Here is a 16,987-nt window from a genome sequence, read left to right as displayed (position 1 = left end):
GTATGGAATTAAGTAAGATAAAGAGCGTATTTTTTATAGGAATAGGAGGCATAGGTATGAGTGCCTTAGCTCGTTATTTTAAATTTATAGGAAAGAATGTTGCAGGATATGATCGTACTGCGACACAATTAACAGATGAATTAAAAGAAGCTGGAATTGATATCCACTTTGAAGATAATTTAGAGTTAGTAAAGGATGTGTATAAGGATAAGGAAACTACTTTAGTTGTAGTCACTCCTGCGATACCTAGTACACATACAGAATGGAACTATTTTATCGATAATGGTTTTGATATTCGTAAGCGTTCTGAAGTATTAGGTTTGATAACTAAGGATACCTATTGTTTTGCAGTAGCCGGAACACATGGTAAGACTACTACTACAAGTATTCTAGGGCATCTATTATTTCAAGCAGGTGTTGATGTAACAGCATTCGTTGGAGGAGTAGTAGAAAATTATCAGACTAATCTTATAGGAAGTGGTAAAACAGTAACTGTAGTAGAGGCAGATGAATTTGATCGTTCTTTTTTAAGATTGTATCCTGATACAGCTTGTATCACTTCTACTGAGGCGGATCACTTAGATATATTTGGTACTGCAGAAGAAATGTTAGTAGCATTCCAAGACTTTGCGAATAAGATTGAGGATAAGACTAAATTCTTTAAAACAGAACAAGTAGATTTAAATGGTATTAAAGTTGGTTTTGGAGAGGACTGTATCTATAGAATAGAGAACATATCTATTGATAATGGATGGTATGTTTTTGATATAATAACTCCTAATGAGAGAATTGAAGGTGTTCGTTTTGGATTACCAGGTAGACATAACCTATCTAATGCATTAGTAGCCTTTGCTATGGCTTATAATTATGGAGTAGATGCAAAAGTATTAGTTGATGGTTTAGGGAGTTTTAAAGGTGTTAGAAGAAGATTCTCTTATAAGATTAGAAGAGATGATCTTATTTATATAGATGATTATGCTCATCACCCGACAGAGATTCAAGCAGTAAGTCAGGCAGTACATGAGTTGTATAGTGATAAGAAGGTAGTAGCTGTGTTCCAGCCTCATTTATATAGTCGTACAAGAGACTTTATGAGTGAATTTGCTGCAGCATTATCTACTTTTGATCATGTAGTGTTATTAGATATTTATCCTGCGAGAGAGTTGCCGATAGAAGGTGTGACGTCAGCAGCATTGTTAGAGCAAATGACATCAATAGATAAAGTAGTCTTACAAAAAGGGGAGTTATTACCTTATTTAAAGGCCTCTAAGGCTGAATTGGTTCTGACGATAGGAGCCGGTGATTTAGGAGAAATGGTAGAAGATATCAAGAAAGGATTAGAATAATATAGAAAGTTTTAGTACGTGAAAAAGTTGTTTAAGAAAATAAAGTGGTCAGATGTTCGCATATTGCTATTGTGTGGACTGTTACTGTTTTTATATTCTTTTACTAATAAACGTAGTAATGATCGTGAAGTTAAGGAGATCGATGTAGTTTTTAAGGAAAGTGAGGAACACTTTGTAACTAGTAGTGAAATTCGCAATTTGCTTAAAAATAAATTTCCAAAAATTTCCGAGATTAATAGAAGTGTTTTAGATTTGAATAATCTAGAGAAAAACGTGCTAAAAAATGAATTAATCAGAAATGCGGATGTTTATTTGACGATAGATAATAGAATAATCGTAGATATTTGGCAAAAAAGAGCGATTGGAAGAGTGATAGATGGTAATAATAATTATTATCTTGATGAGTTAGGTAAAAGGATGCCATTATCAAGTAATTTTTCTGATAGAGTTCCTATGGTGCAGGGAAAAGTGGATAAGAGTAATGAAAGAGAAATTAAGGAAATACTTGAGTTAATCAACAAGGATGAGTTCTTAAGAGAAGATGTCACAGGGATAGTTATAGAGCCAAAAGGAACTTTAATGTTGGTTAGTCGCACAAACCGTTTTGACATTTTGTTTGGAGGGTTTGATGAAATGGAAATAAAGTTACAAAACTATAAAGCCTTTGTACAGTATTTGATAAGAGAGAATGTTGAACAAGAGAAATACAAGTATATAAACCTTAAGTTTACCCAACAAGTGGTATGCACGAAATAGAAAAAGAGTATGGAAAAAGAAAATATAGCTGTAGGTTTAGACATTGGGACAACTAAGATTGTCGCAATGATTGGAAAGAAAAACGAATACGGTAAACTAGAAATTTTAGGATTAGGTAAAGCTAAAAGTCTAGGTGTTAAACGAGGTGTTGTTAACAATATCACGCAGACCATTCAATCTATTCAAAACGCTGTTACTGATGCTGAGTCAGCAGCAGGGTATAAGATTAAGAATGTGGTAGTAGGTATAGCTGGACAACATATACGTAGTATTCAACATAGTGATTATATAAGTAGAGATAATCCTGATGAAGTAATAGGAGATAAGGACATTGAGCAACTAATTACTCAAGTTCAGAAGTTGAGTATGCTTCCTGGAGAAGAAATTATACATGTACTTCCACAAGAGTTCAAAATAGATGGAGAGCCTGGTATTAAGGAACCTATCGGAATGTATGGAAGTCGTTTGGAAGCTGTATTCCATGTAGTAGTAGGGCAAGCTGCATTAATAAAGAATGCAGGGAGATGTATTAAAGATGCAGGTTTAGAGCTTTCAGGTATTACTTTAGAGCCTTTAGCATCAGCTGAAGCTGTTCTAAGTCAAGAAGAAAAAGAAGCTGGTGTGGCACTTATCGATATCGGTGGTGGTACAACAGACTTAGCTATCTTTAAAGATGGTATTATTCGTCATACTGCGGTAGTGCCTTTCGGAGGAAATGTTATTACAGAAGATATTAAAGAAGGATGTTCTATTATAGAACGTCAAGCTGAGATTCTAAAAGTAAAGTTTGGGTCTGCTTGGCCAGGTGAAAATAAAGATAATGAGATTGTTTCTATTCCAGGATTAAGAGGAAAAGAGCCAAAGGAAATATCTTTAAAGAACTTGTCTAAGATTATCCATGCTCGTGTAGAAGAGATTATTCAGTTAGTATTCTCTGAGATTAAGAGCTATGGATATGAAAGCCCACAGAAAAAACTGATAGCTGGGATTGTTTTAACAGGAGGAGGTTCTGAATTAAAACATATTAAGCAATTAGTAGAATATATCACTGGTATAGATACTCGTATCGGATATCCTAATGAGCACTTAGCAGGTGACTCTAGTTTAGAAATTTCAAGTCCATTATATGCTACTGCTGTAGGATTAGTAATGGAAAGTGAAAGACATCATATAAAAGGAGCGGTGTCATTAGCAGATATTGCTGCTGAAAATAAAGCTCCAGAAGAGGAGGCATCTGTTGTTAATCGCACAGCGCCTGTGATAGAACAACCAGTTGTGTCACAAGATCCAATAGAAACAGTAAGTCAAGAAAGACCTAAGGTTTCTGAAGAACCAAAAGAGACTGAATTTAGATCGCCAACGGCAGAAAAATTTGAATCAAATTTCTTTGGTACTTTTTTTAGAAAAATAAAAGATTTTATTGAAAAGCAAGAATAAAAAGGCTACGTATATGGAGAATACAGATTTTGGAGGAATAAAGTTTGATTTACCGAAAAACCAATCAAACGTTATCAAAGTAATAGGTGTAGGAGGCGGTGGAAGTAATGCTATTAATCACATGTTCCAACAAGGAATAAAAGGTGTAGATTTTATAGTGTGTAATACTGACTCTCAAGCATTAGAAAATAGTCCAGTTCCAACTAAGATTCAGTTAGGAGTTAACCTTACTGAGGGGTTAGGAGCAGGAGCTAATCCAGAAGTGGGCCAACAGTCTGCTTTAGAAAGTATAGAAGAGATAGAGAAGATGCTAGATACCAACACTAAGATGGTATTTATCACTGCTGGTATGGGTGGTGGTACCGGTACAGGTGCTGCTCCAGTTATCGCTCAGTTATCTAAAGAACGCGATATCCTTACAGTAGGTATTGTTACTATTCCTTTCCAATTTGAAGGTAAAGTGAGACAAGACCAAGCTTTAAAAGGGGTTGAACGTCTACGTAAACAAGTTGACTCTTTAGTAGTTATCAATAATAATAAGTTACGAGAGGTATATGGTAATTTAGGTTTCAAAGCTGGTTTCTCCAAAGCCGATGAAGTCTTATCTACTGCAGCTCGTGGTATCGCAGAGGTTATTACACATCATTATACTCAGAATATTGACTTAAAGGATGCTAAGACTGTATTATCTGATAGTGGTACTGCTATAATGGGATCTGCTACAGCTTCTGGTGAGACTAGAGCTAAAGATGCTATTGTAGATGCATTAGATTCTCCTCTATTAAATGATAATAAGATTAGCGGTGCTAAGAATGTATTGTTATTAATTGTGTCTGGTGCAAATGAGATTACAATTGATGAGATAGGTGAAATCAACGACCACATCCAGACTGAAGCTGGACATAATGCTAACATTATTATGGGGGTTGGTGAAGATGAGTCTTTAGGAGACGCTATCTCTGTAACAATTATTGCAACAGGTTTCAATATCGAACAACAAAAAAGTATTGTTACAACAGGTGAACCTAATAAGATTATTCACGTATTAGAAGGTGACCAAAAGTTAGAGCATAATCTAATGCAAGCTTCATCTGTAGAGTCTTTCGGTTATTCTTCTCCAGATGAGCCATTATCTAAGGTTACTACTATAATATCTTCTCCAGAAGAAGCAGTAGAAGAAACAGAAAAAATTACTGTACATCAGTTAGGTGATTTTGAAGATGAAGACCTTGATGAAGGTATCTCTGTAGAGGCAATTAATGAGGATGACGTTCAAGTAAATCAAGTGACAGCAGAAGCTACTGAAAAAGCTAGTGATGCTAATGGATTAGACGTCTTTTTTGAAATCGTAACACCTTCTGAGGAAGTAAAAAAAAATACTAATATTTCAGAAGAGCAAAATTTAGCAAAAACAAAAGATATAAGAGATATAAATGTTGTTGATCCTGAGTTTGTTATTGTAAATGTAGCAAAAAGACCAGAAACACAAGTGTCTCAACAGCCACAAGCAAATGCTCCTATAGTGTATCATTTAGAAGATGATGTGGTAGAAGCAAAAAGCAATATTGCTTATGGTAATGAAGCTAAATCAGTTCAAAATATGACCGCTCCTAAAGAAGAAATCATCATGTTCTCTTTAGAAGATTACACTGATAAAGAAAGTGAGTTAGCATCTGCAAAGCCGGTTAATAAACATCAAGATGCAATAGAGGATGAATTCAGGTTCTCTATTAAGTCTGAAGAATCAACTCCTGCTGTAGAAGCGTCTAATACTGTCGTAGAAGAAGAGCTAGATGAAGTAAATCCTATAGAGATGAGTATAGAGGAATTTACTCTTAAGAGTCGTGCTGCTGAACGTAGAAAAAAGATGAAAGAGTTTAACTATAAGTTTAATAATACGAATAGTCAGTTAACAGAACTAGAGCGTGAGCCAGCTTATAAAAGAAGTGGAGTAGACTTACACGAGTCTGATGAGACAACTAATAAGTCACGCATTACTTTCGGATTAGATAGTAATAACGATGGACAGTTAAGATCTAATAACTCATATTTACACGATAATGTAGACTAAGTTATTATTTAACTAAAGATATAGAGCCCGAAGAACGTTGTTTTTCGGGCTTTTTTATATATTTGCAAAAAATAAAAATATTTGATATGAGTTTACAATCAAAGATAATGGACGCTATAAAAAGTGCGATGAAAGCGAAAGATACAGTAGCTTTAGAAGCATTAAGAGCAGTAAAGTCTGAGTTATTATTAGCTCAAACTCAATCAGGAGCACAAGCAGACCTTACTGAGGAAGAAGAAATTAAAATTCTTCAAAAGTTAGTGAAGCAGAGAAAAGACAGTGCTAATATTTTTTCAGAGCAAGGTAGAAATGATTTAGCTGAGCCAGAAATAGCACAAGCTACAATCATAGAACAATTCTTGCCAGAGCAATTATCAGAAGAAGAAGTTCAAAAAATAATAGGTGAGATAATTACTAATGGTGGTTTCAGTGGCATGTCTTCAATGGGACAAGTAATGGGAATCGCTACTAAAGAATTAGCTGGTAAAGCTGATGGTAAGACCATCTCATCTGCAGTAAAATCTCTATTGTCTAAATAGTAGATTTAATGTCCGTGTAGTTCAACTGGATAGAATATCAGATTTCGGCTCTGAGGGTTGGGGGTTCGAACCCTCCCGCGGACGCAAAATATATACGCTATTGTCTATAATTAGATAATAGCGTTTTTTGTTTTTTTATACTTTACTGTTTTCTATTGTGATGGCCTATGTAGAAAACTATCCCTTAGTTAGAGAAAAGTTTCCTGACAAGTATGTTTTATACTCTGACTATCTCTTTAGTGCATTTATGCTATCAGATATTGACCGTAGTTTGATAGTATAGTGATCGCATAGTTTTCCCCCTTTTTTATGCGATCACTATGCGATCACTATCCGACCACTATGCGATCACTATCCGACCACTATGCGATGACAACTGTTTCTGTCTTAAAATAGCGATACAGTTATTGATTATAATCCTGCTTTTAAATGTACACTTCTGTCTGTTGAATGGAGGTGAGTATTCTTTTTTGTGTTAGGTAGATATTATGCTACCAAGATGTTTTCCTTTTGTTAGAAGTGGAAAATAGTTATAAATACTATGAGAGGTTGCAGTTGGTGTTGTGTTAGAAGAATAAGAAAAATGTGTTTTCGTAAAAAATAAAAGAAAAAACATGGAATCTGATAAATATCATATTTTTAGATATAGTGTTGGGTTACATTTGTCCTAACAAAATAAGTTATGATATGAGACAGAATGTACCAATTTCTAGTATTATGGCTTCAAAACTAGTCAAATTAAATCTAACAGATTCATTGACAAAGGCTGAAAAGTTATTTAAGGAGAACAAGATTAGACACCTTCCTGTGTTATCTGGAGGAAAGTTGGTAGGGATTCTTAGTTATACTGACTTAGTAAGAATTAGTTTGGCTGAGACAGTAGGGGATAATGATGATATTATCGATACTACTATATATAATATGTTCTCTATAGAACAAGTAATGGTTAAGGACGTTGTGACTATACAAGCAGATTGTAGTATAAAGGAAGCAGCCGAAATAATTATCGAAAGAGGATTTAGATCATTGCCTGTTATGGAAGGAGATATATTAATAGGCATGCTTACGAGTACTGACTTGATTAAGTATTTGATAAAGCAATACGAATAAGATATAAAAAGAATTGCTATAAAAAAGATTATTATATTTTGTAGTTTGTGAGTTTGGCTACGAAATTACATATTGTTGTTTGAAAAAAGCATTAGAGGTGAGTTCTAATGCTTTTTTGCTTTTATACCTATTTGTAATTTTTTTGTAATACTTCTATTGATAGAATGAAGTGATTGTTATATTTGTTTTTCTATAAAACCATAAGTAAGATGAATAATTTATATCAAGAGCTTTTAGTGGCAGCTAAGGCAATATTAGAATCTAGTGTATTAGATAGAACAGAGAAACTACAGCAAGTGTGTATTCTTTTAAATGAGAAAATAGCTTACTATGATTGGGTGGGATTCTATTTTGCAGTGCCAGAAGAGAGAGTACTTCATTTAGGTCCTTACAGCGGGCCTGAGACAGACCATACAGTGATTCCTTTCGGTAAAGGGATTTGTGGGCAAGTGGCTGTTAGTAATGAGACTTTTTTAGTAGAAGATGTGACTGCTCAAGATAATTATATTGCATGCAGTATTACTGTTAAGTCTGAGATCGTAGTTCCGTTATTTGTTGATGGAGTTAATATCGGACAGATAGATATTGATTCTAATACGATTAATGCATTTACAGCTGAGGATCAATCGTTTTTAGAATTACTGAATGTAGAAATAGCTAAATTATTTATTTAGCTTCTATTGTAGATAAAGCTTGCGTTTTGTTTGGATTATACTGTTATTAATTGAAGTCTTGGTAATCAATGCACTAGAGGGTAGATAAGAACCTAAAAAAAAGTGTATTATTTATAGTTGTATTTTGAAAAATAAAATTACCTTTGCAAACGTAAATACGGATACACCGTATTTCATGCATAAAAATCATTAAAAATAATATTGGCATGTATTTATCAAAAGAGAAAAAAGCTGAGATCTTCGCACAACACGGTGGAGCTGCAGCTAACACTGGATCTGCTGAAGGACAAATCGCTTTGTTCACATACAGAATCACGCATTTAACTGAGCACTTGAAAAAAAATCGTAAAGATTATAATACAGAGCGTTCATTAGTTCTTTTAGTAGGTAAAAGAAGAAGACTTCTTGACTACTTAAAGAATACAGAAATTAACAGATATCGTGAGATTATCAAAGTATTGGGTATTAGAAAATAATCAATATAGAGAAGAGGTGCCTTTGTGCGCCTCTTTTTCTTTTTAGCCTTTTTGCAGAAAAAGTCTGGTTTTTCATTGGGTTTCATACAACTACACAACAACACACACAACACAACACACAATTATTAATGTCTCTCTTCGGAGAGACAGAAACCCTAAAGTATTAATTTATTATGATTCCTAAGGTAACTAAAGAGATTATCGATTTAGGAGATGGCCGTAGCATCTCGATCGAAACTGGGAAATTAGCGAAACAAGCAGATGGTTCTGTAGTTGTTCGTATGGGAGACTGTATGCTTTTAGCTACAGCTGTATCAGCGAGAACTGCTAACCCTGGTGTAGACTTCCTTCCTTTAACTGTAGATTACAGAGAAAAATTTTCTGCTGCTGGACGTTTTCCAGGAGGCTTTTTTAAACGTGAGGCTCGTCCGAGTGACCAAGAGGTGTTAACAATGCGTTTAGTAGACCGTTGTTTACGTCCATTGTTCCCAGATGACTATCACGCAGAAACACAAGTTATGATTCAATTAATGTCTCATGACGAAAATGTAATGCCTGATGCATTAGCTGGATTAGCTGCTTCTGCAGCATTAGCAGTGTCAGATATTCCATTTTATAATTCTATTTCTGAGGTAAGAGTTGCTCGCGTTGATGGGCAGTTCATCATCAATCCATCTAGAGAACAACTAGACGCATCTGATCTTGATATGATGATCGGTGCATCTAAAGACTCTGTATGTATGGTGGAGGGTGAGATGAAAGAAATCTCAGAACAAGAGATGATTGATGCAATTAAGTTTGCTCATGAAGCGATTAAAGTTCAAATCGAAGCTCAAGAGAAAATGCGTGCTGCATTAGGACTTACTTACCGTGAGTACGAACCAGAAGCAACTGATGCAGAGGTGGAGAAAATCGTACATGATGCAGCGTATGCTAAATTGTATGACATAGCTTCTCACGCTAGTGCTAAAGCTGAGCGTGGAGAGAAATTCGCTGAGGTGTATGAAGAAGTTAAAGCTTTATTCTCTGAGGAAGATTTAGAAGAGAAAGCTGAACTTATCAGTACATACTTTAAGAAAACTCAAAAAGAGGCCGTACGTAACCTTATTTTAGATCAAAACATTCGTCTTGATGGTCGTAAGACTACTGAGATTCGTCCTATCTGGAGTGAAGTAGATTACTTACCTTCAGTGCATGGATCTTCTATCTTTACACGTGGTGAAACGCAAGCGTTAGCTACTGTAACACTAGGTACATCAAGAGATGCGAATATTATCGACTTACCAAGTGAGCAAGGTGAAGAGAAGTTCTACTTACATTATAACTTCCCTCCATTCTCTACAGGTGAGGCAAAACCATTAAGAGGTACTTCTCGTAGAGAGGTAGGTCATGGTAACTTAGCACAACGTGCTTTGAAAAACATGATCCCTGCAGACTGTCCTTATACTATTCGTTTAGTATCTGAGGTATTAGAGTCTAATGGTTCTTCTTCTATGGCTACTGTATGTGCTGGTACTCTAGCATTAATGGATGCAGGTATTCAAATTGAAAAACCAGTTTCAGGTATTGCAATGGGACTTATCTCTGATGCAAAAACTGGACGTTGGGCTGTATTGTCTGATATCTTAGGTGATGAGGATCACTTAGGAGATATGGACTTTAAAGTTACTGGTACTAAAGATGGTATCACTGCATGTCAAATGGATATTAAGATCGAAGGATTAGCTTATGATATCATGGAGCAAGCGTTAAAACAAGCTCTTGATGGTCGTATGCATATCTTAGGATTATTACAAGAGACTATCGCTGTACCTAATCCTACTGTTAAACCTAAAGCTCCTAAGATTGTTACTGTTACAATTCCTAAAGACTTTATTGGTGCAGTTATCGGACCAGGTGGTAAAAACATCCAAGCGCTTCAAGCAGAAACTGGTACTACTATCGTTATTAACGAAGAAGGTGATTATGGTATCATCGAAGTATTAGGTACTGATCAAGCAGGTATGGATAGAGCATTAGCTGCTATTAGCAATACTACTTTCTCTCCAGTAGAAGGTGAGACTTACCATGTGAAAGTGGTTAAGATGCTTGACTTCGGTGCAGTAGTAGAATTTGTACCAGGTAAAGAAACTTTACTTCACGTATCTGAATTAGATTGGAAACGTATTGAGAATGTATCTGATGTTCTTAAAATGGGAGATGAATTAGATGTTAAGTATTTAGGTATAGACCCTAAAACTAAAAAAGCTAAAGTATCTCGTAAAGCTTTAATGCCACGTCCTCCTAGAGAAGAGAAAAAAGACGCGGCTCCAAAACAAGAAAATAAATAAGAGTAATTCTTTTTATTATATAAAGGACATCTAGTAATAGGTGTCCTTTTTTTGTGTTCATTTTTATGAGATAGCTAGTTTGTGGGGGACTATTTTGGATATATGTTAGTATATCTTGTTTCTTCTTTTCATATCTACATTGTAAACTGTTGATTATTGTCATTGTGATAGTTGTGTTTTTTCGGTTAATAATGGTGTTTTTTGGTTAAGTCATTAATTTGTATTATATTAGCAATTAACGTTAATAGGGGGTGGCATGCTTATATATTTCTAGCATGTGTATTCAACTCCTATCCAAATTCAAGTTTGATATACTTGACCTTATTTTCAGCATATAATTATGCTGCCTAATGTACATCGCTTATTAGGTGTATCTATTATAGAATACGAACATGTGGTATTCTATCTCGGCTGAGCAATCAGTGATAATCATTTTATTAATTTCTTCACTTTATAGTGAGGACAAATTCGTTATGTAGTTATGTTAAATTTAAAAGTTGGAATTATTGGTGCTGGTCCGAGTGGATTAGCCATGTTACGTGCGTTCGAGTCAGAACAAAAAAAAGGTAACCCTATTCCAGAGATTAAATGTTATGAAAAGCAAGATAATTGGGGAGGAATGTGGAACTATACTTGGCGTACAGGTGTAGGAAAATATGGAGAGCCAATACACGGGAGTATGTATAAATACTTATGGTCTAATGGACCTAAAGAGTGTTTAGAGTTCTCTGATTATACTTTTATGGAGCACTTTAAACAACCTATATCTTCATACCCACCGAGAGAGGTGTTATTCGATTATATCCAAGGGCGTATTAAGCAGAGTAATGCAAGAGATTTTATCAAGTTTAATACCGTGGCTAGATGGGTAGATTACCTGGAAGACAAGAAGCAGTTTAGAGTCATATTTGATGACTTAGTAAAGAATGAAACCTTTGAGGAATATTTCGATTACTTAGTAGTGGGAACTGGACACTTCTCAACACCAAATATGCCTTATTTTAAAGGAATAGATAGCTTCCCTGGAACAGTGATGCATGCGCACGATTTTAGAGGAGCAGATCAGTTTATAGATAAAGATATTTTATTGATAGGAAGTAGTTATTCTGCTGAGGATATCGGTGTACAGTGTTTTAAACACGGTAGTAGATCAGTTACTATTTCGTATAGAACCAATCCTATAGGGGCTAAATGGCCTAAAGGGATTGAGGAGAAACCAATTGTGACACATTTCGAGGATAATGTGGCTCACTTTAAAGATGGTTCTAAGAAAGAATATGACGCAGTAATTCTGTGTACTGGATACCAACATAAGTTTCCGTTTCTACCAGATAATTTAAGGTTAAAGACAAAGAATAATTTGTATCCAGATAATCTGTATAAAGGAGTGGTGTTCAATGAGAATGAGCGACTAATCTTTTTAGGGATGCAAGATCAGTATTATACGTTCAATATGTTCGATACGCAAGCTTGGTTTGCTAGAGATTATATGTTAGGACGTATTACTTTACCTAACAAAGAAGCAAGGGATAAGGATATCGCTAAATGGGTAGAGCGTGAAAAAAAATCTGTAACAGGAGAAGAGCATGTAGACTTCCAGACTGATTATATCAAAGAATTGATAGAGATGACAGATTATCCTACATTTGATCTAGATAGAGTGGCAGAGATGTTTAAAAGTTGGTTAAATGATAAAGAGACTAATATTCTAAATTATAGAGATAAAGTATATACTTCTGTGATGACAGGTGTTACAGCAGAAGAGCATCATACACCATGGATGAAGGAGTTAGATGATAGCTTAGAAAGGTATCTAGATGAGGTAGAGGTAGATGAGTTAGAATTAAGTAAAGAGAATTACTACTAAGATAAAAGAGTTATAATTTTTATAAAATAAAGTTAGCGCTACAGGATTTTGATTTTGTGGCGCTTTTTTTGTGTAGATAAAGTGAGGTTAAAAAATATTTTTAAAAATGTTGTAACCTTTTAGTAAAAGTATACGTATAACTAATGTGTGAAGAGCACATCATAGCAAAAATAAGGATAGAAATAATATGAGACAACTTAAAATTACCAAGCAGGTAACGAATCGTGAGACCGCTTCTCTAGATAAGTACTTGCAAGAAATTGGTAAAGTAGATTTAATTACTGCGGATGAGGAAGTAGAGTTAGCGCAACGAATCAAAGCAGGGGATCAAAGAGCACTTGAGAAATTAACGAAAGCAAACTTACGTTTCGTAGTATCGGTGGCAAAGCAATATCAAAATCAAGGATTGACATTACCCGATTTAATTAATGAAGGAAACTTAGGTCTGATCAAAGCTGCACAGCGTTTTGATGAGACACGAGGATTTAAATTCATTTCTTATGCAGTATGGTGGATTCGTCAGTCGATTTTATCAGCTTTAGCAGAACAATCTCGTATCGTACGTTTACCATTGAACAAGATCGGTTCTATTAATAAAATTAATAAGATGTATGCTTTATTAGAGCAATCTAATGAACGTCCACCTTCAGCAGAAGAAATCGCTGTTGAACTTGATATGACTGTAAATGATGTAAAAGAGAGTATGAAAAACTCTGGTCGTCATTTATCAATGGATGCTCCGTTAGTAGAAGGAGAAGATTCTAACTTATACGATGTATTGCGTTCAGGCGAGTCTCCTAATCCAGATAGAGAGCTTATTCATGAGTCTCTTAGAACTGAAATCGAGAGAGCATTAGAAACTTTGACTCCTAGAGAAGCTGACGTTGTACGTTTATACTTCGGTTTAGGTGATCAACATCCTATGACATTAGAAGAAATAGGAGAAACATTCGATCTTACAAGAGAGCGTGTTAGACAGATTAAAGAGAAAGCTATTCGTAGATTAAAACATACGTCTAGAAGTAAAATCTTAAAAACTTATTTAGGATAATATAGATTAGAAGCGTTACTATTTAGGTAACGCTTTTTTTTATACCTTAGGTTAGTGTATATTTGTATTGTGAGAAAGTTTTTATTTATAATCATATCTTTATTAGTATTTAGACCAGTAGTGCCTTTGGTAGACTATCTGGTAGACTATGATTATATTGCTACTTTTTTATGTGTGAATCAAGACAAGCCTGAGATGCATTGTAATGGACAGTGTTATCTAATGCAAGAATTAGCTAAAATCGCTAAGGAAGAACAAAAGAAAGATGCTGTTAAGCAGGTATATAATATTGCTTTTGTTTTGATGTATGTTGATTATAAATCTGAACTACCTACACCTAATTTTGATATAAAAGGTGTTCATAAAGTTTACGATAGATATAATAATTTATATTCCTCATTATTTAGTCGTCAGGATTTACGTCCTCCCCTCGTTTAATTATTATTTATAATGTGATTATTTGATCAACTATTTTATAATAGTGTGGTCAATGAGCTTATGTATAATATTAATTAAAGATTCTTATGTCTACTAAGATTATAAAATCCTTTTCTATCAATTATTTTACACAGGATCAGTCTTCATTTTTTATTAAATCAATAAGTGCCTTAGGCAATGCTTATCCTTTATTAAAAGATAGTTTTAGGGCTAACTTTTACATGATTGTCTTTGTGTATAGTGGGAACTATTCTATTAAGATTAATGGAGTTGATTATGATGATTATCAGTCAAGCGTTTACTTTATAAAACCAGGAGATATTGTACAGATGCAATTCAATGGTGAGTGTACTGGTATATTCATAGGTTTTGAAGATTCTTTCTTTTCTCAGCGCTATCATGAGAACATATTGCGTTATTTTGATTTCTTTCAATTGGATAGCGCTTCTCAGCAAATAGTGAGTGAAAGTGTACGTGCTAAGGTAGTGTTGTTGGTGGATATGATGTTGGGAGAGTACAGTACTGATAGAGTATATCGAATGAAGGTTCTGCGTTCTTATTTAAATATATTGTTATGTGAGTTGCAGAGTGTGGATGAAGATGATCAGCATCTTGCGATAGAGTACAATAAGGCTAGTTATAACGATCGTATTCTTGCTTTTATGGATTTAGTCGAAGTTCACTTTAAAGAGGCTAAAACGCCTTCTTTTTACGCTGAGAAGCTCTGTGTGACTCCTAATTACCTCAATAAACTTTGCAAACAGGAACGAGGCATAACAGCAGGACAACTAGTTCGTCAGCGCATTGTGGTAGAAGCAAAGAGACTGTTACAGTTTAGCACATTTAATGTCAATGAGATTGCACAAGAATTGTGCTTTGATAGCACATCTTACTTTGTTACATTCTTTAAAAAACAAGAAGGGATTACACCAGATCATTATCGCAAGTCATTTTCTTGAATAAAATGTAATGACTAGTTAGAGAACATAGATATATATTTTAAGGAGAGCGACTGACTCTTAAATATAGGTATAAAAAAACGAGACTATTAAGTCTCGTTTTTTTATTTCTTAGTGTTGGTACACTACATATTTTGTATCACCTTCAGTTTCTACTTTAGTAAGATTGTGAGAAGCAAGTCCTTTCATTGCTTTATCCCATTTTTTACCACTTAAAGCAGCTTGTTCTTTTAAAGAACCTAATTCTACTTTATTGTCATTGTTTTCTAATATCTGAATAATGATTTTCTCTTCATCTGATAACTCTACTGAAGGAGCTGTTTTTTCTGGTCTCATTTGAGGGAAGAATAATACTTCTTGAATAGATGGATTGTTTGTTAAGAACATAATTAAACGATCCATACCGATACCTAATCCTGATGTAGGAGGCATACCATACTCTAAAGCACGTAAGAAGTCTTGGTCGATAAACATCGCTTCATCATCTCCACGATCAGCTAAAGCCATTTGAGCTTCGAAGCGCTCTCTTTGGTCGATAGGGTCATTCAGCTCAGAGTAAGCATTAGCAATCTCTTTACCACATACCATTAATTCGAAACGCTCTGTCAATTCTGGATTATCTCTATGAGCTTTAGTCAATGGAGACATTTCTTTTGGATAGTCAGTAATGTATGTTGGTTGAATGTAGTTTCCTTCACATTTCTCTCCAAAGATTTCGTCGATAAGCTTTCCTTTACCCATTGTTTCATCTACTGGGATACCCATGCCTAAAGCAGCTTGACGTATCTCATCTTCTGATTTACCAGTGATATCAAATCCTGTAAACTCTTTAATAGAGTCTGCCATCGTGATACGTTTGTAAGGAGCTTTAAAGTCGATTTCGTGTTCTCCGAAAGTAGCTTTAGTCGTTCCGTTAACAGCGATAGCACAGAACTCTAATAAGCGCTCTGTAAACTCCATCATCCAGTTGTAGTCTTTATAAGCTACATAGATTTCCATAGCTGTAAACTCTGGGTTGTGTGTTCTGTCCATTCCTTCGTTACGGAAGTTTTTAGAGAACTCATACACTCCGTCAAAACCACCAACGATAAGACGTTTTAAGTACAATTCATTAGCAATTCTCAAGTATAATGGAATGTCTAATGCATTGTGGTGAGTGATGAATGGACGAGCAGAAGCTCCACCAGGGATAGACTGTAATACAGGAGTCTCTACTTCCATATAACCAGCTTCATTAAAGAACTGACGCATAGCGTTGAATAACTTCGTACGTTTAATGAAGATATCTTTATTTAATGGGTTTACCACTAAATCAACATAACGCATTCTATAACGCAATTCTGGATCTGTAAAAGCGTCAAACGTATTTCCTTCTGCATCCGTTTTTGGTAATGGAAGTGGGCGTAAAGATTTACTTAATAGTTGTAATCCTTGTACACGTACTGTTTTTTCTCCTACTTGTGTAGTGAATAACTCTCCTTCGATACCAATGAAGTCACCTAAGTCAATAAGTTTTTTGTAAATCTCATTGTAAAGAGTTTTGTCCTCTCCTGGGCATAACTCATCACGATTGATATATAACTGAATCTTCCCTTCGCTATCTTGAATAGTTGCAAAAGAAGCTTTTCCTTGTATTCTTGAAGACATTAATCTACCAGCCACGATAACCTTCTTACCTTCTTCAAAATCGTTCTTTATTTCCTTAGATGTATGGTCTACTGGAAATAGATTAGCAGGATAGGGATTCACACCAAGCTCTTGTAACTTGCTCAGCTTTTCTCTTCTGATGATTTCTTGTTCTGAAAGTTGCATAATAACTGTAAATTAATTTAAAAGGCAAATATAGTTAATCTTTGAAAATGCGACAATTAGTATTCGCTATAAAACGACTTAATTTGCAATACTTTGTAATAAAACAAGGTAGGTCTCATCA

At 34.8% G+C, this 16,987-nt stretch carries 14 protein-coding genes and 1 tRNA gene; 14 read left to right on the top strand and 1 reads right to left on the bottom strand.

All coding sequences use genetic code 11. From position 1 onward, the window contains the following. Positions 1 to 2 precede the first annotated feature (2 nt). From murC to AABL85_RS04610, 14 genes are all read left to right on the top strand, one after another. Positions 3 to 1,346, top strand: a complete 1,344-nt coding sequence (gene murC, locus AABL85_RS04675) for a UDP-N-acetylmuramate--L-alanine ligase (RefSeq protein ID WP_341309335.1) — start codon at positions 3 to 5, stop codon at positions 1,344 to 1,346. Positions 1,347 to 1,364: 18 nt separating this feature from the next. Further along, the gene (locus AABL85_RS04670) at positions 1,365 to 2,102 is read left to right on the top strand and encodes a cell division protein FtsQ/DivIB (RefSeq protein ID WP_341309334.1); all 738 of its coding nucleotides are present in this window, start codon (positions 1,365 to 1,367) and stop codon (positions 2,100 to 2,102) included. A 9-nt stretch (positions 2,103 to 2,111) separates the two neighbouring features. Further along, complete coding sequence (gene ftsA, locus AABL85_RS04665; RefSeq protein ID WP_286414274.1) at positions 2,112 to 3,539, top strand: cell division protein FtsA; 1,428 nt, start codon at positions 2,112 to 2,114, stop codon at positions 3,537 to 3,539. 13 nt (positions 3,540 to 3,552) lie between these two features. Further along, positions 3,553 to 5,610, top strand: coding sequence for a cell division protein FtsZ (ftsZ, locus tag AABL85_RS04660; RefSeq protein ID WP_286414276.1), 2,058 nt, complete (start codon positions 3,553 to 3,555; stop codon positions 5,608 to 5,610). A gap of 86 nt (positions 5,611 to 5,696) precedes the next feature. Then, positions 5,697 to 6,149, top strand: a complete 453-nt coding sequence (locus tag AABL85_RS04655) for a GatB/YqeY domain-containing protein (RefSeq protein WP_341309333.1) — start codon at positions 5,697 to 5,699, stop codon at positions 6,147 to 6,149. Positions 6,150 to 6,159: 10 nt separating this feature from the next. Continuing rightward, positions 6,160 to 6,233, top strand: a tRNA-Arg gene (locus tag AABL85_RS04650). A 603-nt stretch (positions 6,234 to 6,836) separates the two neighbouring features. Then, positions 6,837 to 7,259: a CBS domain-containing protein gene (locus AABL85_RS04645; protein WP_225581482.1), complete on the top strand. Its 423-nt coding sequence runs from the start codon at positions 6,837 to 6,839 to the stop codon at positions 7,257 to 7,259. A gap of 209 nt (positions 7,260 to 7,468) precedes the next feature. Then, a complete protein-coding gene (locus AABL85_RS04640) occupies positions 7,469 to 7,933 on the top strand; it encodes a GAF domain-containing protein (protein WP_341309332.1) in 465 nt (154 codons plus the stop codon). A gap of 206 nt (positions 7,934 to 8,139) precedes the next feature. Continuing rightward, positions 8,140 to 8,409, top strand: a complete 270-nt coding sequence (gene rpsO / locus AABL85_RS04635) for a 30S ribosomal protein S15 (protein WP_006259669.1) — start codon at positions 8,140 to 8,142, stop codon at positions 8,407 to 8,409. A 173-nt stretch (positions 8,410 to 8,582) separates the two neighbouring features. Continuing rightward, entirely contained in the window at positions 8,583 to 10,739 is a 2,157-nt protein-coding gene (locus tag AABL85_RS04630; RefSeq protein ID WP_286414279.1) for a polyribonucleotide nucleotidyltransferase, read from the top strand. 481 nt (positions 10,740 to 11,220) lie between these two features. Then, on the top strand, positions 11,221 to 12,606 hold the full coding sequence (locus AABL85_RS04625) for an NAD(P)-binding domain-containing protein (RefSeq protein ID WP_286414280.1): 1,386 nt from the start codon (positions 11,221 to 11,223) through the stop codon (positions 12,604 to 12,606). A 187-nt stretch (positions 12,607 to 12,793) separates the two neighbouring features. Beyond that, positions 12,794 to 13,657: a sigma-70 family RNA polymerase sigma factor gene (locus AABL85_RS04620; protein ID WP_002987652.1), complete on the top strand. Its 864-nt coding sequence runs from the start codon at positions 12,794 to 12,796 to the stop codon at positions 13,655 to 13,657. A gap of 69 nt (positions 13,658 to 13,726) precedes the next feature. Then, positions 13,727 to 14,095, top strand: a complete 369-nt coding sequence (locus tag AABL85_RS04615; RefSeq protein ID WP_225581486.1) for a hypothetical protein — start codon at positions 13,727 to 13,729, stop codon at positions 14,093 to 14,095. Between the two features lie 86 nt (positions 14,096 to 14,181). Beyond that, positions 14,182 to 15,054 carry a helix-turn-helix domain-containing protein gene (locus tag AABL85_RS04610; protein WP_341309331.1) on the top strand — a complete coding sequence of 291 codons (873 nt, stop codon included), beginning with the start codon at positions 14,182 to 14,184 and terminating at the stop codon, positions 15,052 to 15,054. Positions 15,055 to 15,165: 111 nt separating this feature from the next. On the opposite strand, the gene lysS is transcribed toward AABL85_RS04610, so the two are convergent. Then, complete coding sequence (gene lysS / locus AABL85_RS04605; RefSeq protein ID WP_341309330.1) at positions 15,166 to 16,866, bottom strand: lysine--tRNA ligase; 1,701 nt, start codon at positions 16,864 to 16,866, stop codon at positions 15,166 to 15,168. Positions 16,867 to 16,987: the final 121 nt, after the last annotated feature.

The sequence above is a fragment of the Myroides odoratimimus genome (assembly GCF_038039805.1).
GTDB classification, from domain to species: domain Bacteria; phylum Bacteroidota; class Bacteroidia; order Flavobacteriales; family Flavobacteriaceae; genus Flavobacterium; species Flavobacterium odoratimimum_B.
The sequence above is the reverse complement of the archived record's forward strand: the minus strand, read 5'-3'. Positions and strand labels throughout refer to the sequence as shown.

Excerpts from the sequence above, each read along its gene's own strand:
- murC (WP_341309335.1), top strand. The coding sequence starts at position 3 with ATGGAATTAAGTAAGATAAAGAGCGTATTTTTTATAGGAATAGGAGGC.
- ftsA (WP_286414274.1), top strand. The coding sequence starts at position 2,112 with ATGGAAAAAGAAAATATAGCTGTAGGTTTAGACATTGGGACAACTAAG.
- lysS (WP_341309330.1), bottom strand. The coding sequence starts at position 16,866 with ATGCAACTTTCAGAACAAGAAATCATCAGAAGAGAAAAGCTGAGCAAG.
- rpsO (WP_006259669.1), top strand. The coding sequence starts at position 8,140 with ATGTATTTATCAAAAGAGAAAAAAGCTGAGATCTTCGCACAACACGGT.
- AABL85_RS04610 (WP_341309331.1), top strand. The coding sequence starts at position 14,182 with ATGTCTACTAAGATTATAAAATCCTTTTCTATCAATTATTTTACACAG.
- AABL85_RS04630 (WP_286414279.1), top strand. The coding sequence starts at position 8,583 with ATGATTCCTAAGGTAACTAAAGAGATTATCGATTTAGGAGATGGCCGT.
- AABL85_RS04620 (WP_002987652.1), top strand. The coding sequence starts at position 12,794 with ATGAGACAACTTAAAATTACCAAGCAGGTAACGAATCGTGAGACCGCT.
- AABL85_RS04625 (WP_286414280.1), top strand. The coding sequence starts at position 11,221 with ATGTTAAATTTAAAAGTTGGAATTATTGGTGCTGGTCCGAGTGGATTA.
- ftsZ (WP_286414276.1), top strand. The coding sequence starts at position 3,553 with ATGGAGAATACAGATTTTGGAGGAATAAAGTTTGATTTACCGAAAAAC.
- AABL85_RS04640 (WP_341309332.1), top strand. The coding sequence starts at position 7,469 with ATGAATAATTTATATCAAGAGCTTTTAGTGGCAGCTAAGGCAATATTA.
- AABL85_RS04645 (WP_225581482.1), top strand. The coding sequence starts at position 6,837 with ATGAGACAGAATGTACCAATTTCTAGTATTATGGCTTCAAAACTAGTC.
- AABL85_RS04655 (WP_341309333.1), top strand. The coding sequence starts at position 5,697 with ATGAGTTTACAATCAAAGATAATGGACGCTATAAAAAGTGCGATGAAA.